The organism is Candidatus Synechococcus calcipolaris G9 (assembly GCF_029582805.1).
GTDB lineage: Bacteria > Cyanobacteriota > Cyanobacteriia > Thermosynechococcales > Thermosynechococcaceae > Synechococcus_F > Synechococcus_F calcipolaris.
Genome location: NZ_JAKKUT010000001.1, coordinates 204957 through 228235 on the forward strand (window position 1 = coordinate 204957; position 23279 = coordinate 228235).

The window sequence follows — 23279 nt, forward strand, 5'->3', positions numbered from 1 at the left end:
CCCAACCTATATAAACATTAAGAATCTTCAAAGCAAAGGTTATTGCATTTGGTTTCAGATAAGCTGATGCTAAAAGCATACGATCTACGACTATCGCGATTGACCCGAGAGACGATCGAGGATTGGAACTACACGGGAACGCCACTGGTTGCATCGTAGCGTTGAATTTTACCCAACCCAGAACCGGCCCAACGGGCGATCGCTGTGATGGGCCGATCAATACCAAAAGGAAACAAGAGGAACAAACGTCTATGTCCTATACGCAATCAAAATCTAAAGGCGGGTATAAGGCAGGGGTGCAGGACTATCGCCTCACCTACTACACGCCGGATTACACCCCCAAAGATACCGACATCTTGGCTGCTTTTCGGGTCACTCCCCAGCCCGGTGTTCCTTTTGAAGAAGCGGCTGCTGCCGTGGCCGCTGAATCTTCCACTGGTACCTGGACGACGGTATGGACCGATTTACTCACCGACTTGGATCGTTACAAAGGTCGCTGCTACGACATTGAACCCGTTGCCGGTGAAGACAATCAATTCATTGCCTACATTGCCTATCCCCTGGATTTGTTTGAGGAAGGCTCTGTCACCAACCTCCTAACCTCCTTGGTTGGGAACGTGTTCGGGTTCAAAGCCCTGAAGGCCCTTCGCTTAGAAGACTTGCGGATTCCCGTTGCCTACCTGAAAACCTTCCAAGGCCCTCCCCACGGGATTCAAGTTGAGCGGGATAAAATCAACAAATACGGTCGTCCCCTATTGGGTTGTACGATTAAACCCAAACTGGGCCTGTCGGCTAAAAACTACGGTCGGGCCGTCTATGAATGTCTGCGGGGGGGCTTAGACTTCACCAAAGACGACGAAAACATTAACTCCCAACCCTTCCAACGCTGGCGCGATCGCTTCCTGTTTGTAGCCGATGCGATTCATAAAGCCCAGGCCGAGACGGGAGAAGTTAAAGGTCACTACCTGAACGTGACTGCTGCCACCTGTGAAGAAATGCTGAAGCGGGCTGAGTTCGCCAAAGAACTGGAAATGCCCATCATCATGCATGACTTCCTGACCGGTGGGTTTACCGCCAACACAACCTTGGCCCACTGGTGTCGTGATAATGGCGTTCTTTTGCACATTCACCGGGCGATGCACGCGGTAATTGACCGCCAGAAAAACCACGGGATTCACTTCCGGGTCTTGGCCAAGTGCTTACGGATGTCTGGGGGTGACCACATTCACACCGGAACCGTTGTCGGTAAGCTAGAGGGCGACAAAGCCATTACCCTCGGTTTCATCGACCTGTTGCGGGAAAACTACATCGAACAAGACCGCTCTCGGGGTGTGTACTTTACCCAAGATTGGGCCTCCATGGGTGGTGTCATGGCCGTGGCTTCCGGTGGGATCCACGTATGGCACATGCCCGCCCTCGTGGAAATCTTTGGGGATGATTCGGTGCTGCAATTTGGTGGTGGAACCTTGGGACACCCCTGGGGGAATGCACCAGGTGCAACAGCCAACCGGGTTGCCCTTGAAGCCTGTGTCCAAGCCCGTAACGAAGGCCGCGACTTGATGCGTGAAGGTGGCGACATTATTCGGGAGGCCTGCCGCTGGAGTCCTGAATTGGCAACGGCTTGCGAACTTTGGAAAGAAATCAAGTTCGAGTTTGAAGCCCAAGACACCATCTAGATGACAGGGATGGGGTTGAATAGGGAGAATTTAACGGTTCTTCCTCACCCACGTTGGTCCCTAGGATCCCTATGGATGTCAAGTACATAGCCAAGGAAACGGTCAAAACCCTGATCAGCTATCTCACCTATCAAGCTGTTCGCACGGTCATTGCCCAGTTGGCGGAAACAGATCCACCGCGATCGCTCTGGTTGCAACGGTTCTCAACCCCCAGCAAGGTACAGGATGGGGAACGTTATTTACACGATCTCTTTCAGGAACAGCAGGATCTAGCCTTTCGGATTTTGACCGTTCGGGAACACATGGGTGATCTGGTGGCGGACTACTTGCCGGAAATGCTGCGAACGGGTATCCAACAGGCCAATATGCAGCAACGATGTCAACAACTGGAGCGCATGACCCAGGTGACGGCCACCGAACCGGAAGCCCATCCCCAACCCCCACCCCAGGCGGCTGAAGACTCAGCCCTATAGGGTTTGATTCTGATAACTCTGACTGACCCAGACTGACCCAATTGCAAAATTAATGAGGATACTATGAAAACTCTGCCCAAAGAGCGTCGTTACGAAACCTTCTCCTATTTACCTCCCCTGAGTGATGCCCAAATTGCTCGGCAAATTCAGTACACCATCGAACAGGGCTACCACCCCTGCGTGGAGTTTAATGAAAACTCTGATGCTGAAATCTACTACTGGACGATGTGGAAGTTACCCCTGTTCAACTGTAGTGGCCCCCAGGAGGTTCTGAATGAAGTACAACAGTGCCGTTCCGAGTACCCCGACTGCTACATCCGGGTGGTTGCCTTTGACAATATTAAACAGTGTCAGGTGATGAGCTTCATTGTTCACAAGCCGAATCAAACAAACACCGGTGGGTATAGTGGCTACCGCTACTAGTGCGCTACTAATGATGGTGACGGAGTAATCACGATCGATTCTCATCGCTTGATTACGATTGATTTTGTCATCTTGATTGGGACATTATGATCCGAGGGGTAGGGTAACTTACCCCTTTTTTTGGATTTTTGCAGTAATGGGTTTGCTCTGTTCTGTTTCCCTGCTCTATAGTGAGGTACAGGTAAACGTGATCTAAAATGATGAGTCTATTGTGACCCGCGCATTCTCTAATCGATCATACCCCTGGCAAACATGGCTACGGGACGGGCAATCAAGGCTGTCGTCTTTCGCTGGTGCCTCAACCTCGCGGCGGCGACGGGGCCGACTGAAGCTATCTAAACCTAAGCTATCTAAACGGGCCCGGATTGGCGCGATCGCCCTGCCCTTGGGTCTAATTCTCTGGCAACTGGACTGGCAATTATGGCTGGCAACCCTGAGTGGCATGGGCACGATTCTGTTGATCACCCAACTACAACGGCAAAACTGGCAAAAACTCCTCAACGTGCTGGTTTCGTCCCAAAAAATTCTTGCCCATCCCCTATTCCTAGCCATGGCTGCTGGGGCGATCGCCAGTTTGGGAACCTACGTGGCAACGGGAATCTGGAAAGAATCCCCCAATTCCTGGTTAGGTATGGGTCTAGTGCTGGAGGGAGGCATTCTATCCATCGCGGTGGCCCTACTGGGCCTATTGGTGTGGCAACGACAGGAACAACAACGCCTAAATCAGTTTGATCAATGTCTGACGGACTTAAGTGATCCAGACCCGCTACGGCGATTAGTGGCGATACGACAACTGTCCCGACTCTCCCTAGATACGGCCGATAGCCAGATGGTGCAAGAAGCTCTGTACCTCTTTTTAGGAACAGAATCCGAAGACTTAGTACGGCGGGCTGCCCTAGGGGAACTGCATCGCTTAGATCAGCAGCAACGGAGATCGCCCGGAGTCTAAAGTCTAATTAGTCTGGGTCAGGAAATGGATTGGCTTGAGACGTGGGGACAAACGCGAAAACCTCCTCCCTGGGCAGTCAAGCTCATCAATGAGGCCTTGGTGGAATTGGAGGGGCTAACCCGTGCCGATGATGGCAAGATGTTGGCCCTGAGGGATCGACTCACGGACGCTATGCTACAACGGGTCAGTCCATCCAGTGTTAAAAACTACTTTACGATGCTCCATCGGGCGATCCGTTTCCATTTTTCCCCTGAGTCGGGCCGCTTAAATCCTGAAAATAGCTATCAGCGATCGGATCAACGCCTTGACCCCATTGCTTGCCTGTTGGTGGATGTGCCCATTGAGATTAAACGGAAAAATCGAGCAGATCAGGATGCAGCCCTAGAGAAGATTTTGAATAATCCCTCTCCTGATTTAGTCCTCACGGATCCGGATGGCATAGTCCAGCGGGGACGGGAGATTTTAGAGGGGGCGATCGCTGCCTATGGGGATCCCGATCAAAGCTGTTTTTATCTAGATATTGCGGCAAGTCTCTCTCTAGTGACTGGACTACGCCCCGTGGAAGTGCTACGGGATGCCGTCCTCGAGTCTGGCCATAGTCAATATACGGTGCGCTTGGTGGCAGGACAGGCGAAAACACGGGGAAATGAGCGGATCTACGAAATGCCTACCCTGGTGGAAGGCAGAGTCGTTCTGAAGGGATTTCAGATTTTAAGGACGCTCCACGACTTCAGTGATTATTCAACGGATAATATGATCCAGACGGAGCAAAATAAACTGAGGGATCGGGTGGTCGATCTCTTTACAGGGGTCGTACCCATTCCCACCCCCCAGCATCTCCGGGCGGTCTATGATGCCATTGCCTATTTTTGGTTTTGTCCCCCTGGGGTGAAGGAACCGGCCTTTATTCGGGCAATTAATGGCCATACTCCCCTGGCGGGAAAGGTGGGAGCAGCTCTTAATTATCTGAAATATGAAATTGGCCAGGAAGCCATTCAACGCTACGGCGGGGCCAAGGGGGTTCGTCTCTCTGAGCCAGGCATAGAGGTGATTGAGGCTTTTCGTATCCCAGGGACAGTGGATGGGGTGGAACCAGTGGGGCAGACGGCCGACGCTGATGTCGCTGAAGTAGAACCTATCCCTCAACCGGCCAAGGAACCAGCCATACCCAGGAGCCGCAAGGGGAATCCCAAGATGAACAAAACTCGGAATGCGATTCTCTCGCGGTCGGCCCGTCTTTTATCGGGAACCTGGGTACAACGGGCGATCGCCCTTCAGGTTCTCACGGGACTATCGCTAGATCGGTTACTTCATGGCAATATTGAACCCCATGGACTCTATGGTCTTCTAGTAGATGAAGAGATCGTCACAACCCTTATTCAACAGTTGATGCCCTCCATCTCAAAGTTTCGACAATTACCACCGGAGAATGGGGCGGATATGCAAGGGGCCTGTAATCTCGCCTTTGGTGATCTGATTCAGGTGGATGCCAACAACCTATCCTTGCTTTACCTTGCCTGTGCCCCTAGCAAAACCGATCAAGTCGATATTGATTTTTCTGTGCCAAAGGGGATGACAAAGACCGATCAAACCCTTTCAGGGAATGGGGATATAGGGAAGGATGGGAAAGATGACTTAAAACGAGCAACGACATCGCCGCAGGATCAAACCGCAGCAGCACATCCTAGTCCTAGTAATCATGTTCCTAATTCTCAGCGTCCCTCTGAGGGAGAAAAGCAGCAGAATGGGGCAGAAATCGGCATGGTCGCTCTGGCGAAGGCCGTGGAAATGATTCATTCCCTCAACACCCAGGTAAAGGGTCTGGAAAGCCATATTCTGGAAATGCAGGCGGAACAGAAACGTTTGATCGGGCGGCTGGAAGCTCAGGCACCCCCTGAATTCCCGGATATGAATGCCCTGGAACTGGAGAATGAACGACTAAGGGTAGAGGTGGCCCAGTTGCGGTCAACCCTAGATAACCCCCAAGAGTTACTGAATATTATTGCTCGGTTGATGAATAGGGGGTCTACTCAAGATAACCTCTCTGAATCCTCTGAAACCGATGAAAAGCCTGAGTCTAGTGAAAGGGAAGAAATCAAGGAGCAAAACCAAGATGGTGTGGAATTTGAACGTACCCAGGAAGCCAACACCGATGAAAAAGCGAATGGGGCGAATAGTCCATCCTCCATCATTGATCCCGATGTGGTCAGGGCCTTTGATGTGGTCATGGCTTACAATGATGCCCCTGGGCGATCGCATGGCGAAAAGTGGGTAATGTCCTATCCAGTGATGAAGGATCTATTAGCAACGATTGGTAAAAATTCTCAGCGAAAAATTACACCTGTGATGAATGCTCGGCAGGACGACCTAGATGAACATTACCGGAAGCATGGGCTATCTCCCCGCCATAATGGGGTTCATACCAAGAATAATCACAGAATTACGGATTATATTTGCCTAACGGATTAGTTGTTGGTTTTCCTAGTCGTTCCTCGGGCCGGGGTTTGGCCATGTGGGGGAGTCCCCACCCCAACTTTTGCCGTAAAACGTGGAAAAATTCCGGCGATCGCAACCGGATAAACCGGGCCGAGTAGGGAGACTGTTGGACTAAGACCTGATCTTGGGGTTGAATATAACAGCCAGCATTGCCATCCACAACCATCACTAAATGCCTAAAGGGATTGGCGGGATAAATACGCACCGGTTCCGTATTGGCAAAGACGAGGGCCCGAGAAGCCAGAGAATGGGGACAAATGGGCACTAGCTGCAAGGCTGATACCCCTGGAGTAATCACGGGGCCCCCTGCCGACAGCGCATAGGCTGTTGATCCCGTCGGCGTGGATAAAATCAAACCATCAGCGGCAATATCAACCCGGGCATGGTGGCCCACATCCACTTCAAAATGGCACATTCCCGTCAAGGGTTCTTTGTGTAAGACCATTTCATTGAGGGAGAGGGCTTCCCAAATCGCCGTATCATCCCGCAGCACTTGCACCGTCAACATGGTGCGATTTTCAATTGTGTAGTTGCCCAACAACACTTGTTTCAGGGCCATATCCAGTTCTTGGGCGTAGCCTTCCGTGAGAAATCCCAAATGCCCCGTATTAATCGTTAAAAGGGGGATACCGCAGGGGGCTAGTTGGCGAAAGGCAGAAAGAACTGTACCATCTCCCCCCAAGACCAGGGCAAACTTTATATCGTCCTGAAAGCCAGGGGGGGTCAACCGATCAATGGGCGTATGACATACGGGGCTATCGGGCCGGGAGTAGCCTAATATTCCGCCAATGCCCGTAGCAACAGACACCTGCCAGCCTTGAGCTTCTAGGGTTTTCTGCACCTGCTCTGCTAAATCACAGGCCAAATCCTTGGATTCGTTATAAATGATTCCTGCCTTCACAATCGTTGCCCCTCGCTCCATCTCTAGGGAGCCGATTTGAATGGACTCCGTTTCCGTGACTTTTTCTTTTGTTTATTTTTTTCGTAGTCTAGTTCTTTTAGTTTACGGAGAATACGGTTGAAATAGTCCTGCATATAAGCTTCTAGGGTAAGGGTTTCTTGGCTATCTAAACCAAAGGCCGCATACACTTCATCCATGGAGGCATCCAAAGCTTTTCCGCTGGAAATGACTTCGGTAAAGGCCAGGCGATCGGCAATATTCCAGCCCCATTCAAAAAATTGAGTGATATTCCGGGCGGTGCGGAGAAGACCAATGGGCATCCGGGTGATTTTAGCTTGCTGACCCGATAGCCGCTCACACAGTGCAATAATTTGTTCCGGACTCCAGGATTTGGGCCCTGCCAGATCAAAGGTACGCCCTAAAATATCCGGCCGATCAACTCCGGCGATGGCAAATCGAGCCACATCCTGGGTATCCATATAGGCGATCGCCGTAGCTTCTCCCATCACCCACACTGCTTGATTTTCCAAAATGGGAATCGCATATTGGCCAATTAATCCTTGGAAAAAGCCACAGGGCCGCAAAATTGTATAGGGTAGACCCGATTCAGCCAGAAATTGCTCTGTACAATTCTTAATATCCATCAGGGGCACATGGGGGTATAGCTCCGACCCCATAATCGAGAAAAAAAGGTAATGCTCGACCCCAGCGGCCTTACTGGCATTGATCAGATTCAGTTTGCCCTGCCAGTCCACCGCCTTAATACTACGGCTATCGGTGGGACGAGTGGTGGCCGCATCAATGAGGGTCGTTACCCCCTCTAGGGCCGTGCCTAGGGTGTCAGGTTGACATAAATCACCTTGAACCAGGGTGGCTCCCCATTCCCTTAAAAAGGTTGCTTTGCGTAAACTTCGGACTAAACAGGTGACAGCATGACCTTGATCTAGGCCCCGACGAACAATCTGCCGTCCCAAGGTTCCAGTAGCACCAACAACCAATAACGTCATGAAAATCTCTGATCATAAATCTTAACTTTTGTAATACTTTATCAGAATTACATCCGGATTCGCCTTTTTTCCTTAAGATCAGGTTCCAGAGTGTTAACCTCAGCGTGTTAAGCATCGTCATAAGTCTTTCTTGCCTACCCCATCATCTTGCCTAGAGAGGTCTGGTCAGGACTGTTGCAGGGGGAAGGGACTGTCTCAGGGGCGATGTGTAATAATGTGCCGTAGATCAATGTGGTGGCTCTAGCATGTTTTTGATGGAACTCTCTCCCCTAATGAAGGAACTCACCCATAAGCCCGTTGCATTTATGGGGGGGTTTGTCTCTGGTCTACTCGGTCTCAGCTTAGATCAAAAGCCCGTGAGCGAATGGCTCGAAAAGTATGGCAATGTTGAGGTTTCCCCTCCCCCGTCAGACCCCCCCACCTCTGGCCCCCAGTCGATCAAAATTGAATAGCCAAAGGATCAGAGTTTAGCTGAGTTGGGGTAGCCTTTTTCGGCTATTGTTAGGTTTGATTAAAATTTCTTTCATTACCTAGGTGTGGCGATGGCCCAACTCTCGCGGGAACTTGAGCGTGCCTTTATAACGGATCCCACCCATGGGGTTTCCCCAGATTCGGTGTGTCAAGATTCAGTTTGCTTGTCGGATGTCTTGGGACTTGCAGGGGAGAGGGTGTTCGGCTTTTTGTTCGTGATTCTAGCCTTGCCTTCCGCTTTACCGATACCGGCCCCAGGTTACTCCATTCCCTTTGGAGTTGTTTTATTTGTTCTGGCCGTCCAACTCATTATGGGTGCAAAAACCCCATGGTTACCCCAGAAATTTCTGAAGCGTCCCCTCGCCCTCGGCACGGTACAAAAAATAACCCGTGCGGGATTACCCTGGCTGCGACGTATTGAAGGGGTATCCCGGCCTCGGTTGTTGCCGGTGTGTCAGAGTGGTTTGGGGCGATTTATTATTGGACTGGCGATCGCTCTGATGGCTATTTCAATGATGATTCCAATTCCAGGCACAAATACCCTACCGGCGATCGGTATTTTTGTCACCGGCTTTGGCCTCCTAGACGATGACGGCGTGATTAGTCTGGGCGGCTTAATGCTTTGCTTATGTGGGTTAGTATTAACCTCCTCCATCCTCCTAGGGTTAGCACTGGGGGGCATGAGTTTGATCGATTGGCTCCAGAGTTTAATTCACTCTTAAACGTAACTTGGGACAACCTTAGCCTCGGACAACCGAGGGGGCTTCAGTGGTTTAGAGCTAGGGCTACAACCCCAAGGGGAAATCAATTATCCTAGTAGGAATAGCTTTAGCCCCTACCTTGAAGGATAGTCCCTTGACTCAGCCCACCCTTGCCGAAACCTCTACTGTCAACCCATCCAGCAATTCCTTGCAACGGCAGTTAATTGTTGTTTTAGATTTTGGCTCCCAATATTCCGAATTAATTGCCCGCCGGATTCGGGAAACCCAAGTTTACTCAGAGGTTATTTCCTATCGCACCAGTGTGGAGCAACTGCAACAATTAGCTCCCCAGGGCATTATTCTATCCGGTGGGCCAAATTCCGTCTACGAACCCCACGCGCCCCTCTGTGATCCGGGACTGTGGCAATTGGGCATTCCCATTTTAGGGGTCTGTTACGGGATGCAACTGATGGTGCAACAACTAGGGGGGACGGTTGAACAGGCCACGGCTGGGGAATATGGTAAAGCGGCCTTGGCTATTGATGATCCCACGGACTTACTCACCAATGTGGATCAAGAGACTACGATGTGGATGAGTCACGGCGACAGTGTTACGGCATTACCTTCAGGGTTTAAGATTTTAGCCCATACGGCAAATACAGACATTGCCGCCATTGCCGACCACGATCGCAAGCTCTACGGTGTCCAGTTCCACCCGGAAGTCGTGCATTCCGTGGGGGGCATTGCTCTGCTGCGAAATTTTGTCTATCACATTTGTGACTGTGAACCCACTTGGACAACCGAGGCCTTTGTGGAAGAGGCAATTCGGGAAGTGCGGGCAAAAGTCGGGGATAAGCGAGTATTATTGGCCCTCTCTGGCGGGGTCGATTCCTCTACCTTGGCGTTTTTACTCCATCGTGCCATTGGCGATCGACTCACCTGTATGTTTATTGATCAGGGGTTTATGCGGAAGCAGGAGCCGGAACGTCTGGTTAAACTTTTCCAAGAGCAGTTTCATATTCATGTGGAGTACGTGGATGCCAGCGATCGCTTTTTAGCCCAGATCGCCGGAGTGACAGATCCCGAAGAAAAGCGGAAGCGCATCGGCCATGAATTTATTCAGGTCTTTGAAACCGAATCCCAACGCCTGGGGCCCTTTGATTACCTCGCCCAGGGCACCCTCTATCCCGATGTAATTGAGTCTGCCAATACCAATGTGAATCCCCAAACCGGGGAGCGGGTAGCCGTCAAAATCAAAAGCCATCACAATGTGGGCGGATTGCCTGATAATTTGCGGTTTAAGCTGGTGGAACCCCTGCGGAAACTCTTCAAGGATGAAGTGCGACAGGTGGGGCGATCGCTGGGACTACCGGAAGAAATTGTCCGCCGCCATCCCTTTCCCGGGCCAGGGTTAGCCATTCGCATTTTGGGGGAAGTAACACCGGAACGTCTAGAAATTCTCCGGGATGCCGACTTTATTGTTCGCCAGGAAATTAACCGCGCCGATAGTTACCATGACTTTTGGCAAGCCTTTGCGGTGCTGTTGCCCGTGCGAACCGTTGGGGTGATGGGGGATCAGCGCACCTACGCCTATCCCATTGTTTTGCGGTTGGTCTCCAGTGAAGATGGCATGACCGCAGATTGGTCTCGGGTTCCCTACGAACTACTGGAAACCATGTCTAACCGGATTGTCAATGAAGTACGCGGCGTGAATCGGGTGGTCTATGACATCACCTCCAAGCCCCCCGGCACCATTGAGTGGGAATAAATGCCCGTCACCATTGATCTTATAAACTCAAGGTTGTCAAGGTCTAGGGAAAACCCTAAGAACTGTTACAGTTTCTCACAACTGCCCCTACGGCCCCGCTATCAATGGTACGATTCCCACTGAATCTGGTTTTTGTGACTAGATTTAGGCCTAGGAACACTTGTGCGAGATTGGGAGTTATTTAAGCATGACGCAAACATTGACCGGGCAACCCCCTCTGTATGCTGGCAGTACTGGTGGCTTGCTGAGCAAAGCTGATGTTGAAGAGAAGTATGCCATCACCTGGACCAGTTCCAAAGAGCAGGTTTTTGAGATGCCCACTGCTGGTGCCGCCATTATGCGCGAAGGGGAAAACCTTGTTTACTTGGCCCGTAAGGAGCAATGCTTGGCTTTAGCGGCCCAACAACTTCGTCCCCGTAAAATCAATGACTACAAAATCTATCGGGTCTTCCCGGATGGCGAGACGGTTCTACTCCATCCCAAAGATGGCGTATTTCCTGAGAAGGTGAACCAAGGACGGGTGGCTGTCAACAGCGTTCCCCGCTCCATTGGCGAAAATCCTAACCCCTCTGAGATTAAGTTTTCCGGTAAGAACGCCTACGATGCTTAGGGATTCCTGAGTTGGCAAACCATGATGAATGCACTATCGCGTTCGGTTGTGAATTCATTGTGAACCCATTGTTTATTTATCCTGGGGAATGGTCTTATCTGTTCCTCAGGTTGTTTTTATGGCGGCCCTAGGGCTTTCCTGGATGCTCCTAAAGGATTTCTGGGGGATAGGGTAGGATAACGTTAGGTTTTGGAATGAATGGTCTGTGTCGCTTCATATTGCTTGGCTTGGTAAAAAATCTCCTCCCTGTGGCAATGTCACCTATAGTCGAGAAATTACCAATGGCCTGTTAGATCGGGGCTATCAGGTTAGTTTTTTACATTTTGCCCAAGAAGATGAGCGATCGCCGATCGCCGTAACGGGGAATGATTGCCCTGATGTGCCCTTACCCTACCTCTATAAATCCCAGGTCTATACCATTCCCAGCCCCCGCTCCAATAAAATGCTGGTGGCCGCCCTGAAAAAATTGCGCCCTGATGTGGTGCATGCCTCCCTTACCTTGTCACCCCTCGATTTTGTCCTGCCAGAAATTTGCCTGGAGTTGGGTATTCCTTTGGTGGCAACGTTTCATCCTGCCTATAGTGAAAAACACCGCACCCTCTCCGCCGGAACCCAACTCGTTACCTATCAGTTGTATGCCCCCTTTTTAGCCAATTATGATCAGGTCATTATTTTTTCCCAGGCCCAGCGGGATCTATTAATTCGACTTGGGGTGCCCGGCGATCGCCTCACCGTCATTCCCAATGGGGTAGATACCCAGAAGTATTCCCCCGGCCCGTCCCAGGTTAAAAATGAATTTCATGCGGAATGTCTCTACATTTACCAAGGTCGCATTGCCATTGAGAAAAATATTGAATCCCTGTTGCGATCGTGGTGCAAGGCGGAGATGCCCGATCATTGCAAATTGGTCTTGGTGGGGGGAGGATCGTTAATGCCGTCCCTCATGGCTAGTTTTGGCCCGGAGCAAAATATTCTTTGGCTGGGTACGATTCTGGATGAGCAACGCCGCATTGATATTTTACGGGGAGCGGATGTATTTATTTTGCCGTCCTTTGTTGAGGGATTATCCCTATCCCTATTAGAGGCAATGTCCTGTGGTCTGGCCTGCTTGGCAACGGACGTGGGAGCCGATGGCGAAGTTTTAGAAGGAGCGGGTATTTTGCTGAATCCTCAGTATGTCAAGAGCCAACTGCAAACCCTATTACCCCTGTTTCAGCAGCACCCAGAAATGATTCCAATTTTGGGACAAAAAGCGCGCCAACGGGTTCTAGATCGCTATAGTCTCCAACATAATATCGATCGCCTAGAGGTTTTCTATCATGATGTCATTCAAGCCGCCGATCAGAAAAATTCCCAGTCCCAAACCCTACCGATGATTTAATTGCTGGAAAACATTCATGGCGATGTGAGTTGCGCATCAAACGTGATAGCTATTTCGGCTAATGGAAACTTGGATTTTTAGAAGGAACGCTTTTGAAATAAATCAGTCACGGGCAGGGTAAATCCGGGGATCACCTCTTCGCCCTCCAGAGAATCTGCTGATTTGAGCAGGCGATCTGGTTCTTGGGCAGAGCGGTAAACCAGAATATGGTGCTGGTTAGGATGAATCACCCAAACAAGTCGAGTACCATTCTCAAAGTATTCAGCTAATTTACTGTCAATTTCTGCAATTGTATTCGTCGGTGAAAGGATTTCGATCGCCAGATCCGGTGCGCCATCCAAAAAACCAATGGGAAGGTCATTCAATTCTTGTAAACGCTCTTTGGCAAAAAAGGAAATATCAGGGGATCGTTTATTACCACTTTTCATCTTGAAGGCCGTGCTGGAATCAAACAAAGCACCTAGTTTTTTAGCCATCACAACTGCAAATAAGGCAGAACTTAAAATAATCGCTATATAGCCATGCTTTGCCCCTGAATTTCCCATATCAATCAATTCTCCGTTCACAACCTCATAGTGCTGCCCGTCGTCAGGTAGTGCCATGAACGCTTCATCCGTCCAGACTTTTTGTTCAGGAACCCCAACGTCAGGAGTTTCCGGGGTTTTTAGTGGTGGTTGAATCAGAGTAGACATGAGATTTTCCTTAATCACAAATCAAGGGTGTTGCAGCAATACAATCTATACTTTTGATAGGTTTTCTGATAGTATTACAGATAATTAAAAAGCTAATCCCTACCGTTTTTATTATACGAGTGGGCAAGAAAAGCTCCTTTAGCCATGGGAACTCATTTACCCCTTAATTTAGACCTTCCACGTCTGCAACAGTTGGGACGGCACTGGGGGAAAGCATTGCCAGCGGGGGCAGTCGTTCTCATTTATGGCGATTTGGGCGCAGGTAAAACAACCCTGGTTCAAAGCATCGGTGAGGGGTTAGGAATTACAGAGCCAATTCAGAGTCCCACCTTTAGCTTGATTCAGGAATACCTTGAGGGCCGGATTCCCCTCTATCACTTTGACCTCTACCGTCTCTTACCCCAAGAAGTGCGGGACTTACATCCTGAACTCTATTGGCAGGGAGAAGAGGTGGCTCCTGGCATTGTGGTGATTGAATGGCCCGAATATTTACCGGATTTACCGGAGGAGTATCTCAAGGTTGAATTAGTGGTGGCTACCCCGGAACAACGGCGGCTAACTCTATCGGCAACAACCTTACATCAGCCGCTTTTGCCCAATCTTCTAAATCCCTAAGGGCGCGATCGCGGTAGGCTCCATAGCGTTGCTGCTTATTACGGATTTTTGTGGGTAAGGCAGGAAAAATGCCAAAGTTGGGGGGCATGGGTTGAAAATGCTTAATATCGGCGGTACTGATGTATTGAAATAGGGCCCCAGCCATGGTTGTCGGCGGCAGAACAAGGGGAGTTTGACCCCGCAAAACTCGTGTAGCATTAGTTCCCGCTAACCAACCTCCTGCGGCAGCGGCGGTATAGCCTTCGGTGCCTGTTAATTGGCCAGCGGCAAAAAGGGTGGGGCGATCGCCAAAGGATAGGCTTGGGGTCAGTAATTTGGGGGCATTCAAAAAGGTATTCCGGTGCATCACTCCCATCCGCACAAATTCAGCCTGCCCTAACCCCGGAATCATCCGAAAAATTCGCTGCTGCTCTCCCCAGCGTAAATTGGTTTGAAATCCCACCAGATTCCAGAGTTGCCCCTGTTTATCCTCTTGACGTAACTGGGCGATCGCATAGGGTCGTTGCCCAGGATGGCGCGGATCCGTCAGTCCCACAGGTTTGAGGGGGCCGTATCTGAGGGTATCTTCCCCCCGTTGAGCCAGTTCTTCGACGGGCAGGCAGGCTTCAAAAAATTTAGCCGTTTCCCGATCAAAGTCCTTCAGAGGGGCCTGTTCCCCTTGGTTTAGAGCCGTCCAAAAGCCCAGGTATTCATCCTTAGTAAAGGGACAGTTGAGATAGGCCGCTTCACCGCGATCGTAGCGAGAGGCTAAAAAGGCGATAGTTTGATCAATGGATTCACCGACAACAATGGGACTGGCCGCATCGAAAAAACTGAGGTACTCCAAACCCGTAATCCTTTGTAGATCCTCACTCAGGGCAGGACTGGTGAGGGGCCCGGTGGCTAAAACGACAATGCCTTGGCGGGGAATTTCCGTCACTTCTTCCCGGCGAAAATCAATCAGGGGATGGTGGGCAAGGGTCTGGGTCAGTTCTTGGCTAAATTGGCTCCGATCAACGGCTAAGGCTCCCCCGGCTGGCACTTGATGGCGATCGGCAGTGCGAATAATGATGGATCCCAGGGCCCGTAGTTCGCTGTGCAATAGTCCAGTGGCGCGATCGCTAGCCTTGGCTCCAAAGGAATTACTACAGACCAATTCCGCCAATTCACCACTATGGTGGGCTGGACTCAACCGTTGGGGCCGCATTTCATAGAATCGTACCGGAATACCCGCTTGGGCAATTTGCCAGGCCGCTTCCGTGCCCGCTAGGCCACCACCAATCACCGTAATAGCTGAGTCAGCCGGCTGGGAATCCATTCCTTGCACGGGTCGTCGGTCAACCATCGGGGGGTAACTCTGCTACTTCACTGGCAAGGCTAGGGGCATCGACAGCTTCTTCGTCGGTCTTAAAGACAACGCGCAGTAGGGGCGGGGCCACAAACGTCGTGAGGATCACCATGACAATCACCCCCGCCTCCAAGGATTTGGATAGGGCACCACTGGCAGACCCCACCGCTGCAAAAATTAAGCCCACTTCCCCCCGTGGAATCATGCCAATGCCAATGGCCCAACGATTGATCCCCGGTGGACTGTAGACCGTGGCCCCAGAAACCACCTTGCCGACGATCGCCACCACAATCAGAAAGGAGGCAATAATTAAGCCCTCACGATTTTCCGGAACCATCGGATTGAGGACACTAATATCAGTTTTCGCACCCACACAGACAAAGAAGACGGGCACTAACATATCGGCAATGGGGACAATTTGCTCCTCCAATGCCCGCCGTTTATCCGTCTCTCCCAGGACTAAACCGGCGGTAAACGCTCCCAAAATCGCTTCTAGACCCAAAATGACGGCAATATACCCCAGGACAAAGGCAAAAACCAAGGAGGGAATCAAGAGGCCGCCCCGGGTCGTCAATCGAGAAACCATCCCCAGGAAAAAGGGACTGAGAAACCGGCCCAGGACAATGGAGCCAACTAAAAAGACGACGGAACTACCAATCAGGTAAAGAACATTACTGACCTCGACCGTACCAGTTTTGGCCAAACTTGCCACCACCGCTAAAACAATGATGCCCAAAATATCATCGAGTACCGCCGCCCCAATAATAATTTGCCCTTCTGGGGAGGTGAGCTTTTGAATTTCCGCTAACACCTTGGCGGTAATGCCAATACTGGTAGCCGTGAGGGCCGCACCCGCAAAAATGGCCGGCACTAGATCCACATGAAATAGGGTGATCAGACCAATGGTTCCGGCGGAAAAGGGTGCCACCACCCCCACCAGGGCCACCAGGGCCGCCTGGGGGCCAACTTTAAGTAAGCCCTCTAGATCTGACTCTAGGCCAATTTCAAACAGGAGGATCATCACCCCAATTTCCGATAGGACGGAGATGACTTCACTGGCTGTACTGGCCACCGTCCCAGAGATCGTTGGATCCATGCCAGCGGTTTGTTGAATAAACGTCGTCAAAACCGAAGGTTCAACCGCTGCTCCTTCGGAAAAAATGAGGAGGTGGAGAACCGAGACTCCCACGACCACGCCACCAAAAAGTTCACCTAACACCGGGGGCAGGTTCACACGGGCACAAATTTCACCGCCCAATTTACTGGCGAGGTAGATGACCACAAGGCTAAGGAGTACTGCCGCAAGAATCAGGGGACTAATTTCGGCTAGGTTAATATCTTCAGCAGCAACTTGAGCGATCGGACTCCATGGAGCGAGGTCAAATTGATTGAACAATAAGGGTGGCATAGGCGTTTCTAGTGATGTCCCCTTTGAGTACAAAAATGAGGATAACCTATCCGCCATTCTTTATCAAAACTTTACCTTTTCCAGGGGAGACTCTAGGGGGAATCAGCGAAAACGCTATAGTAAAATTAATTACTCTTTTTCTAAAGGGTTAGGACGGTAACGGATGGTTTTATCCCAAACAACTCCCTGGCAGCGCATTGCCGCTGAACTGCGGGCGATCGCCGGTGCAGACGCGGTGGTTAGCGATGAATCCGAGCGACTGGTTTATGAATGTGACGGGTTGGCCAGTTATCGGCAGCGGCCGCCCCTGGTGGTTTTACCAACAACGACGGAACAGGTGGCAGCCATTCTCAAGGTGTGCGATCGCTATCGGATTCCCTTTGTGGCCAGAGGGTCTGGGACGGGCCTCTCCGGCGGAGCCTTGCCCATGGCCGACGGGTTATTGATTGTCACCTCCCGCATGAATCAAATTTTGAGCATTGATTTAGATAATCAGCAGGTGGTGGTTCAACCGGGGGTGATCAATGCCTGGGTCACCCAAGCGGTCAGTGGAGCCGGGTTTTACTACGCACCGGATCCCTCCAGCCAAATTATCTGTTCCATTGGCGGTAATGTGGCCGAAAACTCCGGTGGCGTGCATTGCCTCAAGTATGGGGTGACCACAAACCATGTTCTTGGTCTCAAGGTCGTCTTACCCCAGGGGGATATTGTGGCTCTAGGGGGCCCGGTGGCAGATCAGCCTGGTTATGACCTGACGGGGGTATTTGTTGGCTCCGAAGGCACCTTGGGGATTGCCACAGAAATTACATTAAAGATTTTGAAGACCCCAGAGGCGATCGCTGTTCTGTTAGCGGATTTCACGACCATTACTGCCGCAGGGGAAACGGTCTCTGCCATTATTCGGGCCGGGATCATTCCAGCGGGCATGGAAATTATGGATAACATCAGTATTAATGCGGTGGAAGATGTGGTGGCGACCAACTGCTACCCCCGGGATGCGGGAGCCATTCTCTTGGTAGAAGTGGATGGTCTGGCCGCAGAAGTACCCCTACTCCAGGAACAGATCCAAAGGATTTGCTATGACAATGGATCCAGGACTGTGGCGATCGCCACCGACATTGAAGAACGCCTAAAACTATGGAAAGGGCGAAAAGCGGCCTTTGCAGCGGCAGGTCGGCTCAGTCCCAACTACTTTGTTCAGGATGGGGTGATTCCCCGTAGCCAACTCTCACAAATTTTGGATCAGATTAATATCCTCAGTGAAACCAGTGGCTACCGCATTGCCAATGTCTTCCACGCTGGGGATGGAAACTTACACCCCTTAATTCTCTACGATGAAACCATTCCCGGTTCCCTAGAAGCCGTAGAACATCTAGGGGGAGAGATACTCAAGTTATGTGTGCAGGCAGGGGGCAGTATTTCCGGGGAACATGGCATTGGTAGTGATAAACGCTGTTTTATGCCCGATATGTTTAGTGCTGCCGATCTAGAGACCATGCAGGCATTGCGGGCTGCCTTTGATCCTAAGCACTTGGCTAATCCGGATAAGATTTTTCCCACCCCCCGTACCTGTGGTGAAGCAGCTCACAGTTCAATCATTGATTTGCCTGGAGAAGTCGATATTTTTTAGCTGATTTTTGAACTAAAACGGTGGAAGCGAAGGGGGGAACGGTAAGATCAAACAACTGGTAAATGATGGACTACCGCATCATTCTCTCCCGAAAAATAGCTTGAATCAGGTCTTAATTGTACTGCACCCCAGTCAATCCTTGAACAACTGCCCCTTACGATTAGCGCGAAAGACGTTGTCGCTTCTCGGAAATAGTGAATATGTTACCCTAGATTTTAAGATATAGTTTTGTGAGGTCTTAATGATGGCAACCTCCGTTAGATATTCACTTTTTGATGTTACTTATCCTGATAGTGATGGCTTGCCAATGGCTGAGAGTGATGCAACTAGAGATTACTTGATTTATAGTTTCGAAGCCTTAGACAGTTATTTTAAAGAAAATGCTGATGTATATGTTTCTGGAAATTTATTTATCTATTACGAACAGGGAAACCCCAAAGCAGTCGTAGCTCCTGATGTATTTGTGGTGTTTGGTGTGGAGAAAAAAAAGCGACCTTCCTATAAGACATGGGAGGAACAGGGCAAAATTCCTAATTTTGTATTGGAAATTACTTCAAAAAGTACCGCCAGTGAAGATCGCGGCACGAAAAGAGGTTTATATGCTTACTTGGGAGTGCAAGAATATTTTCAATATGATCCCACTGCTGATTATTTGAAACCATGTTTGCAAGGATTTCGTTTAATTGAAGACAATTATTTACCCATACCAGGGCAAATTCAGGGCGATCGCCTCTCGGTTTATTCTGAAACTCTGGACTTAGAGCTATGGTTAGAGGCAAATGGTGAGATGCGTTTTTATGCTCCCAAGTCAGGAACCAAATTACTTAGCCCCAGGGAGATGGAACAAGCCAAGGATCAAGCTGAACAAAGAGTAGCTAAGTTGGCAACTAAGTTACGCGAGCTAGGCATTGATCCAAATTTGATTTAAGCTAACGGCGATCGCCCAACTATTCGCTGCAAATCACTGAATTATATCCAGAGACTATAAGATATGACTGATCAATTAAAAATCATGTCCAAAACATTGTATGAAATTGATTACAATCTTTGGGTAATTGAAACAGTTAAGCAACTAGAGAAAAGAGAGTTTAATGCCCTTGACTTGGAAAATTTAATTGAGGAGGTTGCTGATTTGAGTCGGCGAGATAAACGAAAACTAGAAAGCTTGCTAACTCGACTCATTGAACATTTACTAAAATTAAAGTATTGGCAGTCTGAGAAAGACCAAAATCTTGGACATTGGCAAGGTGAAGTGCGTACTTTTCGTAAACAAATTAAAAAGGAGTTGAAAGCTAGTCCTAGCTTAAAGGAATATTGTCAAGAGGTTTTTGAAGAATGCTATCAAGATGCTAGAGAGATTTTTGGCGATAGATCACAGCTTCCTCTCAGCACGTTTCCCAAAAAGTCAATCGCTGATCTTGATCAAGTATTAGATGAAGATTGGTTCCCTTAAAAGAATCGACGTAAAGGTGCTCTTAAGGAAACATTTTTAGATGCAGACATTTTTCCAGAAAGCTGCCCCTATCGTTGGCAAGAGCTAACAGATGAGTCTTTTTTGCCTGAGTAGTAATATATTACCGGTCGGTATAAGAACCTAGACTATGACGATAATTTGGCCACCTTCATCTTCTCTACCTCCTTTGGAAACTGGCGATCGCCTGGAACGCCATGAATTTGAGCGACGCTATGCCCAGATGCCAGAGATCAAGAAAGCCGAACTGATTAATGGAGTCGTATACATGGCCTCCCCTTTGCGGTATCGACAGCATGGCCAACCCCATAGTCAAATCAATGCTTGGCTACAGGTGTATGCAGTAGTTACGCCCTGCGCTGAGGTTGCTGACAATGCCACAGTGCGTCTTGATAGCTACAATGAAGTCCAACCCGATACTCTCTTGCGTTTGGATACTGCCGTAGGCGGCCAGTCTCGGATTACCCCCGATGACTACCTGGAAGGTGCCCCAGAATTAATTGTGGAAATAGCCTCTAGTAGTGCTGCCTATGATCTCCACGATAAGCTAGAGGTCTATTGTCGCCATGGAGTACAGGAGTACCTAGTGTGGACAACCCAAGAGCCAGATTTTTACTGGTATGTTCTCCAGAAGGGTCGCTATGAACGCCAGGTTATTGATGGGGACTATCTCAAAAGTCAGGTATTTCCAGGGTTGTGGCTTGATCTTCATGCCCTATTAGCCGGGAATATCCGCCAAGTGTTACAGGTCTTAAACCTTGGCCTTGCCTCTCCTGAATATCAAACATTTGTGCAGCAGTTACGCCAAAAAACTAGATAAAATAAATTAATCAGAGTTTTAATTGCCTCGTGGAACCAGCCGAAGTCATTGCCATTATTCAACAAGAGCTACCGCAGCTAGTCGCCCAGGATCCCCTAGTCAGAGATTTTGTCCTGCGAACAGTCTCTGAGTTTTATATAAGCAGACACGAAGCCGATAGTAAGTTTGATCGCATTTTGGCTGAACTTCAGCGAGATCGCGAGGAGCAAACTCGCAAGTGGGAAGAACAAAACCGCAAGTGGGAAGAACAAGCCGGTCGGTGGGAAGAACAAGCCGGTCGCTGGCAAGAGCAAGCCCGCCGGTGGGAAGAGCAAGATCGTCGTTGGCAAGAGCAAGCCCGCCGGTGGGAAGAGCAAGATCATCGTTGGCAAGAGCAAGCCCGCCGGTGGGAAGAACAAGATCGCAGATGGCACGAACAACTGGCAGAAATCCGTCGTCTTGATAAGCGATTTGAGAGTACGATTGGTGCCCTAGGTTCTCGCTGGGGCATTGCTTCTGAAGCTAGTTTTCGTAGTGCCTTAGCGGGTATTTTAACCGAATCTTTTGGGGTTGATGTCTTAAATCTGACCCTCTATGACAATGAGGGTGAAGTCTTTGGTCGCCCCGATCAGGTGGAGATTGATTTGATTATCAAAAACGGGATGACGATCGCCTGTGAAATTAAATCCTCTATTGATAAGGCAGGCATGTATATCTTTGACCGAAAGGTGAATTTCTATGCCCGCCATGCCCAACGGGATATTAGCCGCAAAATTGTCATTTCACCGATGGTAGATCACCGCGCTTTGCCAGTTGCTGAAGCGTTGGGAATCGAAATTTACAGCTATGCTGATGCTGTCGAAGGACTCTCGGAGGAATAACGTGGTGTCTTTGAATCAAGTACAGATACCCGTTTTAGAAAATGGCGATCGCCTGGAACGCTATGAATTTGAGCGACGCTATACCCAGATGCCAAAGGTCAAGAAAGCCGAACTGATTAATGGAGTTGTGTACATGGCATCCCCAGTAAGAATCAAGCGGCATGCAGAGCCTCACAGTCAGATTATGACTTGGCTGGGAGTCTATACTGCCTCCACTCTGGGGACTCAATTAGTTGATAATGGAACGGTTCGTTTGGGGGCAGAGAACGAGGTTCAACCTGATGCTCTATTGCGGCTACATACTGCTGTAGGCGGCCAGTCTTGGATTACCTCCGATGACTACCTGGAAGGTGCCCCTGAATTAGTTGTGGAAATTGCCTCCAGTAGTGCCGCCTATGATCTTCACGATAAGCTAGAGGTCTATTGTCGCAATGGGGTACAGGAGTATCTGGTGTGGACGACCCAAGAGCCGGATTTTTACTGGTATGTTCTCATTAAGGGTAGCTATGAACGTCAGGTTGTTGATGGCAGTTATCTCAAAAGTCAGGTATTTCCAGGGCTGTGGCTCGATGTTCAGGCTCTATTGGCAGGGAATATCCGCCAGGTGTTGCAGGGGTTAAACATGGGTCTTGCCTCCTCTGAATATCAAACATTTCTGAGTCGTCTAAGCCAGTAATCATCATCTTAAGGAAGGCTTTTCATGGAACAAACTCTGCCATTTTACGATCGTATAAACAATGATATGGTACAGATTAGAAATAGGCTGTAGAATGCTTATCAAACTTTTCTGTCTACTGATAATCGAAAATGGGAAATCTAATTAACCGTGCTGTGATACTAGCCGGTGGACTTGGTACGCGCATTTCTGAGGAAACTCATCTCAAGCCCAAGCCCATGATTGAAATTGGTGGGCGGCCCATTCTCTGGCATATCCTAAAAATCTATTCTGCCCATGGCGTGAATGAGTTTATTATTTGCTGTGGCTATAAAGGCTACATCATCAAAGAATACTTTGCTAACTACTTTTTACATATGTCCGATGTCACTTTCGATATGGCCACAAATACTATGATTGTGCACCAAAGAAAAGCAGAGCCTTGGCGTGTCACACTTGTAGATACCGGGGAGAATACCCTCACTGGCGGACGACTTAAGCGTGTATCAGAATATCTACAGGGAGAGAAAGCCTTTTGTTTTACCTATGGGGATGGCATTGCTGATATTAATATTACTCGGCAAATTGATTTCCATCAGAGTCATGGCAAATTGGCCACTGTAACGGCGGTAAGACCACCAGGACGTTATGGGGCTTTGCAGATCAACCAGGAAGACTATGTAACCGGATTTACAGAAAAACCTCCTGGAGATGGTGGGTTTATCAATGGTGGTTTTTTTATTCTTTCACCCCAATGTATTAGCTTAATTGCTGGAGATATGACTTCCTGGGAAGCCGAACCTTTAGATAAACTGGCTTCTAGAGGAGAATTAATGGCCTTTGAGCATCAGGGATTTTGGCAACCGATGGATACTCTCAGAGATAAAAATTACCTAGAAGACCTCTGGCAGACGGGCCAAGCTCCCTGGAAAATGTGGTGACTCC

At 49.5% G+C, this 23279-nt stretch carries 23 protein-coding genes; 18 read left to right on the plus strand and 5 right to left on the minus strand.

Annotated elements, in window-relative coordinates; genetic code table 11:
• Nucleotides 1–251 precede the first annotated feature (251 nt).
• The 5 genes from L3556_RS01090 (at nt 252) to L3556_RS01110 (ending at nt 5990) form a co-directional block, all read left to right on the plus strand.
• Complete coding sequence (locus L3556_RS01090) at nt 252–1676, plus strand: form I ribulose bisphosphate carboxylase large subunit (protein WP_277865456.1); 1425 nt, start codon at nt 252–254, stop codon at nt 1674–1676.
• 71 nt (nt 1677–1747) lie between these two features.
• Nucleotides 1748–2149, plus strand: coding sequence for a RuBisCO chaperone RbcX (rcbX, locus tag L3556_RS01095; RefSeq protein ID WP_277865457.1), 402 nt, complete (start codon nt 1748–1750; stop codon nt 2147–2149).
• A gap of 63 nt (nt 2150–2212) precedes the next feature.
• Nucleotides 2213–2572 carry a ribulose bisphosphate carboxylase small subunit gene (locus tag L3556_RS01100; protein ID WP_277865458.1) on the plus strand — a complete coding sequence of 120 codons (360 nt, stop codon included), beginning with the start codon at nt 2213–2215 and terminating at the stop codon, nt 2570–2572.
• A gap of 211 nt (nt 2573–2783) precedes the next feature.
• Nucleotides 2784–3521 (plus strand): hypothetical protein, encoded by a 738-nt coding sequence (locus L3556_RS01105; RefSeq protein WP_277865459.1) that lies wholly within the window; start codon nt 2784–2786, stop codon nt 3519–3521.
• A gap of 24 nt (nt 3522–3545) precedes the next feature.
• Nucleotides 3546–5990 (plus strand): protelomerase family protein, encoded by a 2445-nt coding sequence (locus L3556_RS01110; protein WP_277865460.1) that lies wholly within the window; start codon nt 3546–3548, stop codon nt 5988–5990.
• Here the strand turns inward: L3556_RS01110 and L3556_RS01115 are convergent.
• Nucleotides 5962–6921 (minus strand): NAD(+) kinase, encoded by a 960-nt coding sequence (locus L3556_RS01115; RefSeq protein WP_277865770.1) that lies wholly within the window; start codon nt 6919–6921, stop codon nt 5962–5964. The genes L3556_RS01110 and L3556_RS01115 overlap by 29 nt on opposite strands.
• Before the next feature lie 20 nt (nt 6922–6941).
• The gene (locus L3556_RS01120; RefSeq protein WP_277865461.1) at nt 6942–7925 is read right to left on the minus strand and encodes an SDR family oxidoreductase; all 984 of its coding nucleotides are present in this window, start codon (nt 7923–7925) and stop codon (nt 6942–6944) included.
• A 254-nt stretch (nt 7926–8179) separates the two neighbouring features.
• Here L3556_RS01120 and L3556_RS01125 point away from each other — a divergent pair, with 254 nt between their 5' ends.
• The 5 genes from L3556_RS01125 to L3556_RS01145 all read left to right on the plus strand — a co-directional run bounded on the left by L3556_RS01125 (nt 8180) and on the right by L3556_RS01145 (nt 12856).
• Nucleotides 8180–8377 (plus strand): ssl0294 family protein, encoded by a 198-nt coding sequence (locus L3556_RS01125; RefSeq protein WP_277865462.1) that lies wholly within the window; start codon nt 8180–8182, stop codon nt 8375–8377.
• A 90-nt stretch (nt 8378–8467) separates the two neighbouring features.
• A complete protein-coding gene (locus tag L3556_RS01130) occupies nt 8468–9118 on the plus strand; it encodes an exopolysaccharide biosynthesis protein (protein ID WP_277865463.1) in 651 nt (216 codons plus the stop codon).
• 133 nt (nt 9119–9251) lie between these two features.
• Nucleotides 9252–10865 carry a glutamine-hydrolyzing GMP synthase gene (gene guaA / locus L3556_RS01135; RefSeq protein WP_277865464.1) on the plus strand — a complete coding sequence of 538 codons (1614 nt, stop codon included), beginning with the start codon at nt 9252–9254 and terminating at the stop codon, nt 10863–10865.
• A gap of 187 nt (nt 10866–11052) precedes the next feature.
• Nucleotides 11053–11475 (plus strand): photosystem I reaction center subunit II PsaD, encoded by a 423-nt coding sequence (gene psaD, locus L3556_RS01140; protein WP_277865465.1) that lies wholly within the window; start codon nt 11053–11055, stop codon nt 11473–11475.
• Nucleotides 11476–11680: 205 nt separating this feature from the next.
• Nucleotides 11681–12856, plus strand: a complete 1176-nt coding sequence (locus tag L3556_RS01145; protein WP_277865466.1) for a glycosyltransferase family 4 protein — start codon at nt 11681–11683, stop codon at nt 12854–12856.
• Nucleotides 12857–12933: 77 nt separating this feature from the next.
• Here L3556_RS01145 and L3556_RS01150 read toward each other — a convergent pair whose 3' ends face one another.
• Nucleotides 12934–13548: a Uma2 family endonuclease gene (locus L3556_RS01150; RefSeq protein WP_277865467.1), complete on the minus strand. Its 615-nt coding sequence runs from the start codon at nt 13546–13548 to the stop codon at nt 12934–12936.
• Between the two features lie 144 nt (nt 13549–13692).
• Between L3556_RS01150 and tsaE the strand changes: the two genes are divergently transcribed.
• Nucleotides 13693–14163, plus strand: a complete 471-nt coding sequence (gene tsaE, locus L3556_RS01155) for a tRNA (adenosine(37)-N6)-threonylcarbamoyltransferase complex ATPase subunit type 1 TsaE (RefSeq protein WP_277865468.1) — start codon at nt 13693–13695, stop codon at nt 14161–14163.
• Here the strand turns inward: tsaE and trmFO are convergent.
• Both trmFO and L3556_RS01165 read right to left on the minus strand, forming a co-directional pair.
• Nucleotides 14084–15460 (minus strand): FADH(2)-oxidizing methylenetetrahydrofolate--tRNA-(uracil(54)-C(5))-methyltransferase TrmFO, encoded by a 1377-nt coding sequence (gene trmFO / locus L3556_RS01160; RefSeq protein ID WP_277865771.1) that lies wholly within the window; start codon nt 15458–15460, stop codon nt 14084–14086. The genes tsaE and trmFO overlap by 80 nt on opposite strands.
• A gap of 19 nt (nt 15461–15479) precedes the next feature.
• Nucleotides 15480–16898 (minus strand): cation:proton antiporter, encoded by a 1419-nt coding sequence (locus L3556_RS01165; RefSeq protein WP_277865469.1) that lies wholly within the window; start codon nt 16896–16898, stop codon nt 15480–15482.
• A gap of 163 nt (nt 16899–17061) precedes the next feature.
• Here L3556_RS01165 and glcD point away from each other — a divergent pair, with 163 nt between their 5' ends.
• The 7 genes from glcD (at nt 17062) to rfbF (ending at nt 23275) form a co-directional block, all read left to right on the plus strand.
• Nucleotides 17062–18528: a glycolate oxidase subunit GlcD gene (gene glcD, locus L3556_RS01170; RefSeq protein ID WP_277865470.1), complete on the plus strand. Its 1467-nt coding sequence runs from the start codon at nt 17062–17064 to the stop codon at nt 18526–18528.
• A gap of 241 nt (nt 18529–18769) precedes the next feature.
• Nucleotides 18770–19456, plus strand: coding sequence for a Uma2 family endonuclease (locus L3556_RS01175; protein ID WP_277865471.1), 687 nt, complete (start codon nt 18770–18772; stop codon nt 19454–19456).
• Between the two features lie 63 nt (nt 19457–19519).
• On the plus strand, nt 19520–19981 hold the full coding sequence (locus L3556_RS01180; RefSeq protein ID WP_277865472.1) for a DUF29 domain-containing protein: 462 nt from the start codon (nt 19520–19522) through the stop codon (nt 19979–19981).
• A gap of 148 nt (nt 19982–20129) precedes the next feature.
• On the plus strand, nt 20130–20819 hold the full coding sequence (locus tag L3556_RS01185) for a Uma2 family endonuclease (RefSeq protein ID WP_277865473.1): 690 nt from the start codon (nt 20130–20132) through the stop codon (nt 20817–20819).
• A 29-nt stretch (nt 20820–20848) separates the two neighbouring features.
• A complete protein-coding gene (locus L3556_RS01190; protein ID WP_277865474.1) occupies nt 20849–21679 on the plus strand; it encodes a PD-(D/E)XK nuclease family protein in 831 nt (276 codons plus the stop codon).
• A 4-nt stretch (nt 21680–21683) separates the two neighbouring features.
• Nucleotides 21684–22355: a Uma2 family endonuclease gene (locus L3556_RS01195; RefSeq protein ID WP_277865475.1), complete on the plus strand. Its 672-nt coding sequence runs from the start codon at nt 21684–21686 to the stop codon at nt 22353–22355.
• Nucleotides 22356–22486: 131 nt separating this feature from the next.
• On the plus strand, nt 22487–23275 hold the full coding sequence (gene rfbF, locus L3556_RS01200; RefSeq protein ID WP_277865476.1) for a glucose-1-phosphate cytidylyltransferase: 789 nt from the start codon (nt 22487–22489) through the stop codon (nt 23273–23275).
• Nucleotides 23276–23279 lie beyond the last annotated feature (4 nt).

What these genes read in the sequence shown, in the direction of transcription:
- L3556_RS01090 (WP_277865456.1), top strand. Translation starts at nt 252, where the DNA reads ATGTCCTATACGCAATCAAAATCTAAAGGCGGGTATAAGGCAGGGGTG.
- rcbX (WP_277865457.1), top strand. Translation starts at nt 1,748, where the DNA reads ATGGATGTCAAGTACATAGCCAAGGAAACGGTCAAAACCCTGATCAGC.
- L3556_RS01100 (WP_277865458.1), top strand. Translation starts at nt 2,213, where the DNA reads ATGAAAACTCTGCCCAAAGAGCGTCGTTACGAAACCTTCTCCTATTTA.
- L3556_RS01110 (WP_277865460.1), top strand. Translation starts at nt 3,546, where the DNA reads ATGGATTGGCTTGAGACGTGGGGACAAACGCGAAAACCTCCTCCCTGG.
- L3556_RS01120 (WP_277865461.1), bottom strand. Translation starts at nt 7,925, where the DNA reads ATGACGTTATTGGTTGTTGGTGCTACTGGAACCTTGGGACGGCAGATT.
- L3556_RS01125 (WP_277865462.1), top strand. Translation starts at nt 8,180, where the DNA reads ATGGAACTCTCTCCCCTAATGAAGGAACTCACCCATAAGCCCGTTGCA.
- L3556_RS01130 (WP_277865463.1), top strand. Translation starts at nt 8,468, where the DNA reads ATGGCCCAACTCTCGCGGGAACTTGAGCGTGCCTTTATAACGGATCCC.
- psaD (WP_277865465.1), top strand. Translation starts at nt 11,053, where the DNA reads ATGACGCAAACATTGACCGGGCAACCCCCTCTGTATGCTGGCAGTACT.
- L3556_RS01150 (WP_277865467.1), bottom strand. Translation starts at nt 13,548, where the DNA reads ATGTCTACTCTGATTCAACCACCACTAAAAACCCCGGAAACTCCTGAC.
- tsaE (WP_277865468.1), top strand. Translation starts at nt 13,693, where the DNA reads ATGGGAACTCATTTACCCCTTAATTTAGACCTTCCACGTCTGCAACAG.
- trmFO (WP_277865771.1), bottom strand. Translation starts at nt 15,460, where the DNA reads ATGGATTCCCAGCCGGCTGACTCAGCTATTACGGTGATTGGTGGTGGC.
- L3556_RS01165 (WP_277865469.1), bottom strand. Translation starts at nt 16,898, where the DNA reads ATGCCACCCTTATTGTTCAATCAATTTGACCTCGCTCCATGGAGTCCG.
- glcD (WP_277865470.1), top strand. Translation starts at nt 17,062, where the DNA reads ATGGTTTTATCCCAAACAACTCCCTGGCAGCGCATTGCCGCTGAACTG.
- L3556_RS01175 (WP_277865471.1), top strand. Translation starts at nt 18,770, where the DNA reads ATGATGGCAACCTCCGTTAGATATTCACTTTTTGATGTTACTTATCCT.
- L3556_RS01180 (WP_277865472.1), top strand. Translation starts at nt 19,520, where the DNA reads ATGACTGATCAATTAAAAATCATGTCCAAAACATTGTATGAAATTGAT.
- L3556_RS01185 (WP_277865473.1), top strand. Translation starts at nt 20,130, where the DNA reads ATGACGATAATTTGGCCACCTTCATCTTCTCTACCTCCTTTGGAAACT.
- rfbF (WP_277865476.1), top strand. Translation starts at nt 22,487, where the DNA reads ATGGGAAATCTAATTAACCGTGCTGTGATACTAGCCGGTGGACTTGGT.